The organism is Janthinobacterium sp. PC23-8 (genome assembly GCF_002250505.1).
In the GTDB taxonomy this organism is placed as follows: Bacteria; Pseudomonadota; Gammaproteobacteria; order Burkholderiales; family Burkholderiaceae_D; genus Janthinobacterium.
The window spans coordinates 1,992,902-2,005,043 of record NZ_NJGY01000001.1 but is presented as its reverse complement, the minus strand read 5'-3'; the positions used below and the strand labels follow the sequence as shown (position 1 = coordinate 2,005,043).

Below are 12,142 nucleotides of genomic sequence, written 5' to 3'. Positions count from 1 at the left end.
ATTATATAATGGGAACTTGTTTTGCTCGCAAGACTTATCAGACCAAATCCGCCACGCCATCTCGTGCTGCGCCCCCTGCGCTCACTCCTATTTAAAATTTTTTGACAAGTACCTCAATCATGGACCAACTAACGCATCCCCGACGTGATTATGCCATTTGCAATAATTGCATCATGGATACTTCTGACCCCAATATTACATTTGACGACAAAGGGTGGTGTTATTATTGCAATAGTTTCCATCAAAATATTCGCCCGAATTGGCATGATGATGAGCGTGGTGAGCGCGAGTTAATGCAAGTAGCAGAGAAGATTCGCGAAAATGGCAAGGGCAAGGACTTCGATTGCATTATCGGCCTGAGTGGCGGGCTGGACAGTTCCTATGCTGTTTACGTGGCGAAAGAGAAGATGGGCCTGCGCCCGCTGCTGTATCACGTCGATGCTGGCTGGAATACCGACCAGGCAGTCGGCAACATCGAAAAACTCGTCGATGGCCTTGGCCTGGACCTGTTCACCGAAGTGGTGAACTGGCAGGAAATGAAGGACTTGCAGGTGGCTTTCCTGAAGTCGCAGATTCCCGATCAGGATTTGCCGCAGGATGCCTCGTTCTTCTCGTCGCTGTACAAATTCGCGCGCAAGAACAAGATCAAGTATGTGGTTACCGGATCGAACTATTCGACCGAATGCTGCCGTGAGCCGGAGGCGTGGGGTGGTTATCTGGGTATCGACAAGACCTTGTTTGGCGACATCCACGGCAAATTCGGCAAGCGTCCGCTGAAGACGTTCCCCTTGCTCGACATTCTTGTCTACAAAGGCTATTACCAGCATGTGCTGGGCATGCAGGTGGCCAAGCCGCTGAACATGGTGCCATTCCTGAAAAAAGACGCCGAGGATGAACTCGAACGCCGCTTTGGCTGGAAGCGTTTTCAGCACAAGCACCATGAGTCGCGTTTTACCCGCTTCTACGAGGACTACTGGCTGCCGCGCAAGTTCGGCTTTCAGAAGCGTCGAGCGCATTTCTCCAGCTTGATCATGACCGGCCAAATGACGCGCGAAGCCGCACTGGACCGTATCTCGCGTCCTGAGATGGATGAACATTTTCTCAAGCAGGAATTCGAATACGTGGCCAGCAAGCTCGACCTTTCCGTGGACGAGTTGCAAGCCATTTTTGACGGAGAAAACAAGACTTATCGTGACTACCGCAACAAGCGCTGGCTGATTGGCGCGGGCGCCAGTGCGATGCGCCTGCTGGGTACGGAAAAGAGGTTCTTCCGATGATCCATATCGTTGATTATGGCCTGGGCAATGTCCAGGCATTCGCCAATATGTACAAGCGCCTCGGTTTCGATGCGACGCGCGCCAAGACAGCGGCCGAACTGACCGGCGCTACCAAGATCATCCTACCGGGTGTCGGTGCGTTCGACAAGGCAATGGAATTGCTCGATGCGTCGGGCATGCGGCCCGTGCTGGAAGACCTGGTCGTCGAGAAGAAGGTACCGGTGCTGGGGATCTGCGTCGGCATGCAGATACTGGCAAGCGCCAGCGACGAAGGAACCTCGGCGGGCCTGGGCTGGATTCCAGGGCGGGTTCGTTCGTTTGGTTCGGTAGAGGAATCTTCCAAACTGCCGCTTCCGCACATGGGATGGAATGACGTGGCGCCAGGGCCGGGTTCGGCGTTGTTTGCCGGCCTGGAGGCGGACGCGCGTTTTTACTTTCTCCATTCGTTTTTCTTCGACAGCAGTGATCCGGCACATGTGTCGGCCCGCGCGACCTACGGCCTCAACTTTGGGTGCGCCGTCAGTTCGGGCAACGTCCATGGCGTCCAGTTTCACCCAGAGAAAAGCCACCATTATGGTGCCTTGCTGTTGAAAAATTTCGCGGAGTTATAAGATGCTCAGACCAAGGATTATCCCTTGCCTGTTGGTGCACGAAAAAGGTCTGGTCAAGACAGTGTCGTTCAAGTCGCCAAAATATGTGGGTGACCCGATCAATGCGGTCAAGATTTTCAATGAAAAGGAATCGGACGAGCTGATCGTGCTGGACATCGATGCCTCGGTCAATGGCGTCGAACCTGACTACAAACTGATTTCCGACCTGGCAGCGGAGTGCCGCATGCCCTTGTGCTACGGCGGCGGAATTCGCACTGCGGCACAGGCAAAACACATCATCAGCCTGGGTGTGGAAAAAATTGCGATCAGTTCGGCGGCGGTGGAAAACCCGGAGCTCGTTTCCCAGATTTCCGACGAAGTGGGCCGCCAGAGCGTGGTGGTGGTCATCGACGTCAAGAAGCGCATGCTGAGCAAAGAGTACGACGTGTATATCCATAACGGCCGCAAGAACACCAAACGTAATCCGATCGAACTGGCCAAGCAGATGGAATTGCTGGGGGCGGGCGAAATCGTGCTCAATTCGATCGACCAGGATGGCCAGATGAAGGGTTACGACCTGGCATTGGCGCAGAAATTGCGCGAAGCGGTGCGTATCCCGATCACGATCCTGGGTGGCGCCGGATCTTTGCAAGACATCGAGAAGCTGGTTGGCGCCTGTGGCGTGGTCGGTGCTTCGGCGGGCAGCCTGTTTGTCTTCAAGGGTGTTTATAAAGCCGTTCTGATCAATTACCCGAGCGTACTCCAGCGCGACGAACTGGTGGCGCGTGCGCTAGGTTTGAACTTGGCAACAGTTAACGAAAAATAAGGAATCGTATGTTTGAAGGCAAAGTACTGCTCATTACCGGGGGCACGGGTTCGTTTGGAAACGCCGTTCTGCGTCGTTTTCTCGATACCGAGATCAAAGAAATCCGCATTTTCAGCCGCGATGAAAAAAAGCAGGATGACATGCGGAAGAAGTACAACAATCCGAAGCTGAAGTTCTACATCGGTGATGTGCGTGATTTTTCAAGCGTCCTGAATGCCACCCGCGGCGTCGATTTCATTTTCCATGCGGCAGCGCTGAAGCAGGTTCCATCGTGCGAATTCCATCCGATGGAAGCGGTCAAGACCAATATCATCGGTACCGATAATCTGCTCGAGGCGGCGATCCAGAACAGCGTGCGTCGCGTGGTGTGCCTGAGCACCGACAAGGCTGCCTACCCGATCAATGCCATGGGTATCTCGAAGGCGATGATGGAAAAAGTCATGGTCGCCAAATCGCGCGGCCTCGATGATGCCAAGACCGTCATTTGCGGTACCCGCTATGGCAATGTAATGGCCTCGCGCGGGTCGGTCATTCCGCTGTTCGTGGACCAGGTATTGTCGGGTAAGCCCATCACCACCACCGACCCTGCCATGACGCGCTTCATGATGACGCTCGAAGATGCAGTCGACCTGGTGCTGTACGCATTCGAACATGGCACCAACGGTGATATGTTCGTTCAAAAAGCGCCGGCCGCGACGGTCGAAACGCTGGTTGCCGCGTTGTTGTCGATCATGGAAAAGCCGGAGCACAAGGTCGACGTGATCGGCACGCGCCACGGTGAAAAACTGTATGAAACCTTGCTTAGCCGCGAAGAAATGGCTGCCGCCGAAGACCTGGGCGGTTACTACCGTATTCCGCCTGATCTGCGCGACCTGAACTACGGCAAGTTTGTCGAAGAGGGCGAGGCGAAGATTTCGACCTACGACGACTACAACTCGCACAATACCGACCGTCTCGATACCGCCGGCATGAAGCAGCTGTTGATGAAGCTCGATTTTGTCCAGGCAATCGCGCGCGGTGAATCACCGGTCGAGGAAGGCTGAGCGATGAAGGTACTTGTCACTGGCGCCAACGGCTTTATCGGAAAGAATCTGTTGATTCACCTTCGGGAGCGTGGTGTCGATAGCCTCACGTTCGTGCGCGGCGATTCGCTTGATGAGCTGGATGCAAAAGTTGCGCAAGCCGACTTTATCTTTCATTTGGCCGGTGTGAATCGTCCGAAGACGGAGTCGGAATTCGAGGAAGGTAACACCAACCTGACGCAGGCGCTGTGCGATGCGGTAAAACGCAGTGGCCGCCAGGTGCCGGTCATTTATGCATCATCGGTTCAAGCCGAGCTGCCCAACGCCTACGGCGCAAGCAAGCGCGCCGCCGAAGATGCCTTGCATGCCCTGGCATCCGAGATGGACCTGCCGGTGTATATCTACCGCTTGCCGAACGTCTTTGGCAAGTGGTGCCGGCCGAACTACAACTCGGCGGTGGCGACCTTCTGCCACAATATCGCCCATGGCTTGCCGATCCAGATCAATAATCCGGCATCCGAGCTGCGGCTGGTCTATGTCGATGATGTGGTTGCCGACTTCCTGAAAGTGATGGACGCGGCGCCAGCGGCCGGTACCCCAGTGGAAGTGCAGCCAGTCTACGCGACCACCGTCGGCGAGATGGCTGAACTCCTGCAGGCCTTCAGGGACAGCCGGACGAACCACGTTACCGAGCGTGTCGGTAGCGGCTTTACCCGCGCGCTGTACTCGACCTACATCACGTATTTTGAGCCGGAGACGTTTTCCTACCCGCTTGTCAAACACGAAGACCCGCGCGGCATGTTTGTTGAAATGCTCAAGACGCGCGATTCCGGCCAGTTTTCGTTCTTCACTGCGCATCCCGGCATTACGCGAGGCGGCCATTATCACCATACCAAGACTGAAAAGTTCCTGGTGATCAAGGGTGCGGCGCGTTTTTGTTTCCTGCATATCGAGAGCGGTCGCACGCATGAGCTGTGCACCAGTGCCGATGCGCCGGAAGTGGTGGAAACGATTCCAGGCTGGTCGCACGATATCACCAACATTGGTGATGAAGAAATGATTGTGATGTTGTGGGCGAATGAAATTTTTGATCGTCAACATCCAGATACCGTTGCATACAAGGTAACAGCATGAAAAAATTAAAAGTCATGACCGTGGTCGGAACACGGCCTGAAATCATCCGTCTGTCGCGCGTGATGGCCAAGCTCGACGAATATTGCGAGCAAATCATTGTCCACACCGGGCAGAACTATGATTACGAGCTCAATGAAATTTTCTTCCAGGATCTGGAAGTGCGCAAGCCCGATCATTTCCTCAACGCCGCCGGCGGCAACGCTGCCGAGACGATCGGCAAGATCATCATTGCCGTCGATGCGGTGCTGGAACAGGAACAGCCTGACGCGATACTGATCCTTGGCGACACCAACAGCTGCCTGTCGGCGATTCCTGCGAAGCGCCGCAAGATCCCCATCTTCCACATGGAGGCGGGCAATCGTTGTTTCGACCAGCGCGTCCCGGAAGAAACGAATCGCAAGATCGTCGACCATACGGCGGACATCAACCTGACGTACAGCGATATCGCCCGGGAATACCTGTTGCGTGAAGGCTTGCTGCCGGACCGCATCATCAAGACGGGCAGCCCGATGTACGAAGTCTTGCATCACTACAAGGCACGGATTGATGCGTCGGATGCGGTCGAACGACTGGGCTTGAGCGAAGGCGAATATTTTGTCGTCAGTGCCCACCGCGAAGAGAATATCGATTCGCCAGCGAATTTTGCCAAACTGGTCGAGGCGTTGAACCAGGTCGCCGAGACCTACAAGTTGCCGGTGATCGTTTCGACCCACCCGCGCACGCAGAAAAAGGTCGATGCGCTGGGCGCCAAGTTCCACCCTCTCGTGCGTCTGCTCAAGCCACTCGGTTTCAGGGATTACGTGAAACTGCAGGCGAGCGCGCGCGCGGTGCTGTCCGATAGCGGCACCATCAACGAAGAGTCGTCGATCCTGAACTTCCCGGCCCTGAACCTGCGCGAAGCACATGAGCGTCCTGAAGGCATGGAAGAGGCGGCCGTAATGATGACCGGCCTGGAAGTCGATCGCATCCTGCAAGGCCTGGCCATCCTGGCGGACCAGCCGCGTGGCGAGCAGCGCAGCCTGCGCCTGGTGGCCGACTACAGCATGCCCAATGTGTCGAACAAGGTTGTCAGGATCATTCATAGCTATACCGACTACGTCAATCGCGTAGTTTGGAAGAAACAATAAGGGTATTGACGTGCGTTTACTTGTTGTCACGCAGTATTTTTGGCCGGAGAATTTCCGGATCAATGACCTGGTTGCCGAGTTGGTTGGCCGTGGCCACCAGGTCACGGTCCTGACCGGCCATCCGAATTATCCGGCAGGCGAATTTTTCAGCGAGTTTCTGGCTGCGCCGGAAAATTTCAACCAGTATGCGGGTGCGGAAGTGGTGCGTGTACGCCATACTGCGCGTGGCAAGGGGGGCGTGCGGCTGATGCTCAATTATTTCACATTCGCGCTGAGTGCTACCTGCGGTGGGTTATGGAAATTACGGGGGCGCGATTTTGACGCTATTTTCTGTTACGAGCCTTCGCCGATTACCGTCGGCCTGCCCGCTGCAGCCTTGCGGGCGATGAAGAAGGCGCCATTGGCATTCTGGGTACTCGATCTGTGGCCGGAGACACTGCATGCCATCGGCGTGATCAAGTCGCCTGCGGTGCTGCGCGCGGTAGGCAAGCTGGTCTCGTTCGTCTACAACCGCTGTGACGTGATCCTCGCACAGTCGCGGGCGTTCGTGCCCAATATCGTGAAATATGCCGGTCCGTCGGCGCGGGTAGAGTATTTTCCCAGTTGGGCGGAGTCGGTGTTCGACATGACCGAAGTCGTGCCGGCGGTCGAGATGGAAAGCGATTCGTCGGTATTTACCGTCATGTTTGCCGGTAACGTCGGTGATGCACAGGATTTTCCGGCGATACTCGCTGCGGCCGAAAGGCTCAAGCACAATCGCGCCATTCGCTGGGTAATCGTCGGCGATGGCCGGCTCAGCGGCTGGCTCGCCGAGCAGGTTGCTGCGCGCGGCCTGTCCGACTGTTTCATGCTGCTTGGGCGCTATCCCGTCGAACGTATGTCCAGCTTTTTCAAACACGCTGACGCGTTGCTGGTTTCGCTCAAGGATCAGCCAATTTTCTCGATGACGATCCCCGGCAAGTTGCAGTCCTACCTGGCGGCGGGCATTCCATTGCTGGCGATGCTCAATGGCGAAGGCGCCGATGTGGTACGGCAGGCGAATGCCGGTCTGACCTGCGATGCGGGTGATGCCGAGGGCCTGGCCAACGCCGTACTGGCGATGGCGGCCATGACGCAGGCCGAGCGGGCCAGCATGGGCAATAATGGTCTGCAAACCAGCGCGTCACAATTCAATCGCGCTGGCTTGATCACGCAACTGGAAGAATGGCTTATCGATATGCAGTTGAAGAAAATTAAATCCCCGCAGAGGCTCCCGCAATGATGCTGGTCACTGGAAGTAGTGGTTTTGTAGGCAAGGCGCTGTGCGGCACCTTGCGCGCAGGCGGCGCCACCGTGCGCGCTGCGGTCAGGAGGGGGGCCACCGAGGGAGAAGTCAATGTTGGCGATCTCAACGGCAGCACCGACTGGCGCGCCGCGTTGGCAGGATGCGAAGTGGTGTTTCATCTCGCCGCGCGCGTGCATGTCATGTCCGACACGGATGAAGATCCGCTGCGCGCTTACCGCGAGGTCAATCTCGACGGTACGCTGAACCTGGCAAGGCAGGCTGTCGCTGCCGGCGTGCGCCGCTTCGTGTTTGTCAGCAGCGTGAAGGTCAACGGCGAGGCGACCACCACGCAGCCGTTCAGGGCGTCCGACGTGCCGCAGCCCTGCGATCCTTATGGGGTCTCGAAAATGGAGGCGGAACAGGCCTTGCAGCAGTTGGGCCGCGATACCGGGCTGGAGGTGGTGATCGTCCGGCCGCCACTGGTCTATGGCCCTGGCGTGAAGGCGAATTTCCTGAATCTGATCAAGCTGGTGCAAAAGGGCGTGCCGCTGCCATTTGGCAGCATCCGCAACTTCCGCAGCATGGTGGCGCTCGATAACCTGGTCGACCTGCTGATCGTGTGCAGCAAGCATCCTGCGGCGCCTGGCCATGTGTTCATGGTGTCCGATGGCGATGACATGGGCGTGAAGGAATTGGTGACGAAAATCGCCAGGGCGATGCACAAGCGCGTGTTGCTGGTGCCGGTGCCGGTGGCGCTGATGGCGGGCGCCGCCAAATTGCTGGGCAAGCAGGGCGTCGTGGATCGTCTGGTGGGCTCACTACAGGTCGATATTGCAAGTACGCAAGCGACGTTGGGCTGGCGACCGGTGGTGACACCGCAAGCGGCAATCGACAAAACAGTCGAGCAGTTTTTTCTGATGAATGGTCAAAGCAAAAAATGAAGAGAGTATTTGATTTACTGATGAGCCTGATTGCCGCCGTAATCTTTTTCATTCCGCTGTGCCTGCTTGCCATCGTGGTCAAGGCGACCTCGAAGGGGCCGGTGCTGTACTGGTCCGATCGCGTCGGCCGTGGCAACCGCATTTTCTCCATGCCCAAGCTGCGCACCATGCGCGTCGATACGCCGGTGGTGGCCACGCACTTGCTGGCCGATCCGAAAACCTTTCTGACGCCGGTTGGTGGTTTTTTGCGCAAGTCCAGCCTCGATGAAATCCCGCAACTGTGGTGCATCATCTGCGGTGACATGAGCGTGGTGGGACCGAGGCCGGCGCTGTTCAATCAGCAAAACCTGATCGACCTGCGCACTGAGCAAAATGTTCATCTGATCCGCCCTGGCCTGACCGGCTGGGCGCAGATCAACGGTCGCGACGAACTGCCGATACCGGAGAAGGTCAAGCTGGATGCGGAATATCTGCGGCTGCAGTCGTTTACCTTTGACATCAAGGTCATCATGCTGACGGCGCTCAAGGTGGTGCGGCGCGACGGCATCGTGCATTGATACTGCCTCGGCTTGCAGTATGAAAAAAAGGGGAATCGCCATGGCGCTTCCCCTTTTTTTGGTCCTGGCCGTGACTGATCAGTCTGCCTTGATGGCCTCGACCTGGATCGCCAGCTTGACTTCCGGCGAGAAGGCCGGCAAGCCGAAGTTCAGGCCGAAGTCGCTGCGCTTGAATTCGGCCGTGGCGTCGGCGCCGCACACTTCACGCTTGTAGCGCGGGTGCATGATGCACTTGAACTTGCCTACCGTCAGTTTCACCGGCTTGGTCACGCCCAGCAGGGTCAGTTCGCCATCGACTTGCGTCAATTGCTCGCCGGTGAATTTGAAGTTGTTGCTCTTGTAAGTGATCTGCGGGAACTTTTCAACGTTGAACATGTCGGCTTTCTTGGCGTGCGTGTTCATCGCGTCCAGGCCGAAGTCGATCGAATCAGCTTCGATCACCAGGTCCAGCGTGCCGGTTTTGGCGGTGCGATCGAGGGTAACGGTGCCCTTGGTCTTGTTGAATTTGCCGCGCCAGACGGACATGCCCATGTGATCGGCTTCAAAGCTGGGGAAGGTGTGGGTCGGGTCGAGATTGTAAGTATCGGCGGCGGCCATGGCCGAGCCAGCGCCGGCAACGGCCAGCATGGCGATCATCAGGTGCGAAAATTTCATCGAGGTCCTAGGGGTTGAGGTTGATCTAAGTTAGTAATTACTGGGCAGCGACGTGGAATTTGATGGTTACTTCGTCCGCGACCATGCTGGTGTCTTTCCACTCGCCTTCGCCGATGTTGTAGGTCAGGCGCTTGATCGGCAGGGCGCCGTCAAATGTGTATTTGCCGCCTTCCGCTTTCACGGTCAAGGGGAAGGTCACGTCGGTGGCCTTGCCCTTGATGTTGAGCTTGCCGGTCACCGTCAGCTTGCCAGCGCCGGCCGCCTTGATGCCGCTCGACACAAAAGTCGCTTTCGGGAACTGGGCCGCGTTAAACCATTCTTTTTTTGCCACTTCCTTGTTGTATTCCGGGTCGCCAATGTCGATGCTGGCGGTGTCGATTTCCACCGTTGCCTTGGAGGCGTCCGGTGTGGCCGGGTTGTAATCGATGACGATATTGAATTTCTTGAATTTGGCTTCGACCGGCACATTCATCTGCTTGAAGACGGCCGCTACGCTCGACTTGGCAGGGTCGGTTTTGAGCAGGGTGGCGGCGGTGGCGGCCACGGACAGGCCCAGCAGGGAAGCGAGGACTATGCGTTGGGTAGTTTTCATTTTATTTTTCCTGGTAGTTCAGTAAAGGGAGTTGCGCGATCAAGGCAGCATGCGTTTGAGCACGCCGTCCTTGTCGATGAACTGGTGCTTGAGCGCCGCCAGGACGTGGGCGGCAACGGCTGCGGCCATTGTCATGTTCAAAACATAGTGAATCTCTTTTAAGAGCGGCTTAAGTTCGGGATTGGGCGCCATGATGACGGGCAGCTGGAACAGGCCCAGGTACACCACCGGCACGCCGGCGGCCAGCGTATACAAATAGCCGGAAACGGGCACGGCGAAGATCAGGATATACAGCAGCACATGCATGGCGTCGGCCGCCTTCTTCTGCCAGGCGACCATGCTGGCTGGATGCGGTGGTGGCACATTCGCTTTGCGCCACAGCAGGCGGATGGCGGCGATCGCCAGCACCGTCACGCCCAGCCATTTATGCCAGGAAAAGTATTTGAGCTTGGTGGGCGTCAGGCCCGGGATATCGGTCATGACCAGACCCATGATGAAGGCGCTGATGATGAGCAGGGCGGTGAGCCAGTGCAGGATAATGGCGGTGGTGGTGTAGCGATGCATCGATGACTTTCTTGAAAGTAGTACGTGTTAGGACTAATCGGGCCTAATATACCAAAGAAAAACAAAGTGCGCAGAGGCGCTGCAGATTCTACAAGAAAGACGGCCATCAAAACCGCGGGGCGGGCGGCATTTGTTTGCCGGCCGCCCCGCAGGGAGTGCAACGCGCCTGCAAGCAGGCGCTGGTGTTTGCTTAGATGGCCTTGGCCAGTTGCGCCGCGATACCGATATAGTTGGCCGGCGTCATGGTCAGCAGCACGTCTTTCGCCTCCTGGGGAATGGCCAGGCCGTTGACGAAGGTTTGCAGCGCTTCTTTCGAAATGCCCTTGCCGCGCGTCAGTTCCTTCAGTTGCTCGTACGGGTTTTCGATGCCGTAGCGGCGCATCACGGTTTGCACCGGCTCGGCCAGCACTTCCCAGGTCGCGTCCAGGTCTTGCGCCAGGCGCGCGTGATTCACTTCCAGCTTGTTCAGGCCGCGCAGGCAGCTGTCGTAGGCCAGCAAGGTGTAACCGAGGCCGACGCCGATATTGCGCAGCACGGTCGAGTCGGTCAGGTCGCGCTGCATGCGCGAGACCGGCAGTTTTTCCGACAGGTGTTTCAGCACGGCGTTCGCCAGGCCCAGGTTGCCTTCGGAGTTTTCGAAGTCGATCGGGTTGACCTTGTGCGGCATGGTCGAGGAACCGATTTCGCCGGCTTTCAGTTTCTGCTTGAAGTAGCCCAGCGACACATAGGTCCAGATATCGCGGTTCAGGTCCAGCAAAATGGTGTTGGCGCGCGCAAAGGCGTCGAACAGTTCGGCCATGTAGTCATGCGGCTCGATCTGGATGGTGTACGGGTTGAACACCAGGCCCAGGCGCTGTTCGATGACGGCTTGCGAAAACGCCGGCCAGTCGAACGACGGGTAGGCGGACAAGTGGGCGTTGTAGTTGCCGACCGCGCCATTCATCTTGCCCAGGATCTCGACTTGTTCGATGCGTTTGACGGCGCGCTGCAAACGCGCCACGACGTTGGCAAACTCCTTGCCGAGGGTGGTCGGGCTGGCCGTCTGGCCGTGCGTGCGCGACAGCATCGGCACGTCGGCATTGGTGTGCGCGATCTGCGTCAGCTTTGCCACCAGGCCATTCAATGCCGGCAGCATCACGCCGTCGCGTGCGGCTTTCAACATCATGCCGTGCGAGGTGTTGTTGATGTCTTCCGAAGTGCAGGCAAAATGGATGAATTCCGAGGCGGCCACCAGTTCCGGCACCTCGGCCACTTGCTCCTTGAGCCAGTATTCGACGGCTTTCACGTCGTGGTTGGTGACCGCTTCGATGGCCTTGATGCGGGCCGCATCGGCTTCCGAGAAGTCGCTTGCCATCTTGTCGAGCAGGGCGTTCGCTTGCGCCGAGAACGGCTTGATCTCGGCAAAGCCGGCTTGCGACAGCGCCTGCAGCCAGGAAATCTCCACTTTCACGCGGTGGTGCATGAAACCGGCTTCGGACAGGATCGGGCGCAGCAGGTCGGTCTTGCTGGCGTAGCGGCCATCGAGCGGAGACAGGGCCGACAGCGTGGAATACGGAGAGGTAGTGGTCATGAGAGCGGACGCAAGTTAATGAAA

At 57.3% G+C, this 12,142-nt stretch carries 13 protein-coding genes; 9 read left to right on the top strand and 4 right to left on the bottom strand.

Features of this window, described 5'->3' with window-relative positions:
* Positions 1-119 precede the first annotated feature (119 nt).
* Genes CD932_RS08705 through CD932_RS08665 form a run of 9 tightly spaced genes read left to right on the top strand, consistent with a single transcriptional unit; the run spans position 120 to position 8,738 of the window.
* On the top strand, positions 120-1,277 hold the full coding sequence (locus CD932_RS08705; RefSeq protein ID WP_094442290.1) for an N-acetyl sugar amidotransferase: 1,158 nt from the start codon (positions 120-122) through the stop codon (positions 1,275-1,277).
* Positions 1,274-1,888, top strand: a complete 615-nt coding sequence (hisH, locus tag CD932_RS08700) for an imidazole glycerol phosphate synthase subunit HisH (protein WP_094442289.1) — start codon at positions 1,274-1,276, stop codon at positions 1,886-1,888. Before CD932_RS08705 ends, hisH begins: the two co-directional genes overlap by 4 nt.
* A 1-nt stretch (position 1,889) precedes the next feature.
* Complete coding sequence (locus CD932_RS08695) at positions 1,890-2,693, top strand: AglZ/HisF2 family acetamidino modification protein (protein WP_094442288.1); 804 nt, start codon at positions 1,890-1,892, stop codon at positions 2,691-2,693.
* Positions 2,694-2,701: 8 nt separating this feature from the next.
* Positions 2,702-3,736, top strand: a complete 1,035-nt coding sequence (locus CD932_RS08690) for a polysaccharide biosynthesis protein (protein ID WP_094442287.1) — start codon at positions 2,702-2,704, stop codon at positions 3,734-3,736.
* Between the two features lie 3 nt (positions 3,737-3,739).
* Positions 3,740-4,849, top strand: coding sequence for a capsular polysaccharide biosynthesis protein CapF (locus CD932_RS08685; protein ID WP_094442286.1), 1,110 nt, complete (start codon positions 3,740-3,742; stop codon positions 4,847-4,849).
* Positions 4,846-5,976, top strand: a complete 1,131-nt coding sequence (wecB, locus tag CD932_RS08680) for a non-hydrolyzing UDP-N-acetylglucosamine 2-epimerase (protein WP_094442285.1) — start codon at positions 4,846-4,848, stop codon at positions 5,974-5,976. Before CD932_RS08685 ends, wecB begins: the two co-directional genes overlap by 4 nt.
* A 10-nt stretch (positions 5,977-5,986) precedes the next feature.
* Positions 5,987-7,237: a glycosyltransferase family 4 protein gene (locus CD932_RS08675; protein ID WP_094442284.1), complete on the top strand. Its 1,251-nt coding sequence runs from the start codon at positions 5,987-5,989 to the stop codon at positions 7,235-7,237.
* Complete coding sequence (locus tag CD932_RS08670; protein ID WP_094442283.1) at positions 7,234-8,181, top strand: SDR family oxidoreductase; 948 nt, start codon at positions 7,234-7,236, stop codon at positions 8,179-8,181. Before CD932_RS08675 ends, CD932_RS08670 begins: the two co-directional genes overlap by 4 nt.
* The gene (locus CD932_RS08665; RefSeq protein ID WP_094442282.1) at positions 8,178-8,738 is read left to right on the top strand and encodes a sugar transferase; all 561 of its coding nucleotides are present in this window, start codon (positions 8,178-8,180) and stop codon (positions 8,736-8,738) included. The genes CD932_RS08670 and CD932_RS08665 overlap by 4 nt, the downstream gene beginning before the upstream one ends.
* Before the next feature lie 78 nt (positions 8,739-8,816).
* Here the strand turns inward: CD932_RS08665 and CD932_RS08660 are convergent, their stop codons facing one another.
* From CD932_RS08660 to purB, 4 genes are all read right to left on the bottom strand, one after another.
* Positions 8,817-9,392, bottom strand: coding sequence for a YceI family protein (locus CD932_RS08660; RefSeq protein ID WP_094442281.1), 576 nt, complete (start codon positions 9,390-9,392; stop codon positions 8,817-8,819).
* Positions 9,393-9,429: 37 nt separating this feature from the next.
* Positions 9,430-9,984, bottom strand: coding sequence for a YceI family protein (locus tag CD932_RS08655; RefSeq protein ID WP_094442280.1), 555 nt, complete (start codon positions 9,982-9,984; stop codon positions 9,430-9,432).
* Positions 9,985-10,023: 39 nt separating this feature from the next.
* Positions 10,024-10,548: a cytochrome b gene (locus CD932_RS08650; protein ID WP_094442279.1), complete on the bottom strand. Its 525-nt coding sequence runs from the start codon at positions 10,546-10,548 to the stop codon at positions 10,024-10,026.
* A 190-nt stretch (positions 10,549-10,738) separates the two neighbouring features.
* Complete coding sequence (gene purB / locus CD932_RS08645; protein WP_094442278.1) at positions 10,739-12,118, bottom strand: adenylosuccinate lyase; 1,380 nt, start codon at positions 12,116-12,118, stop codon at positions 10,739-10,741.
* Positions 12,119-12,142: the final 24 nt, after the last annotated feature.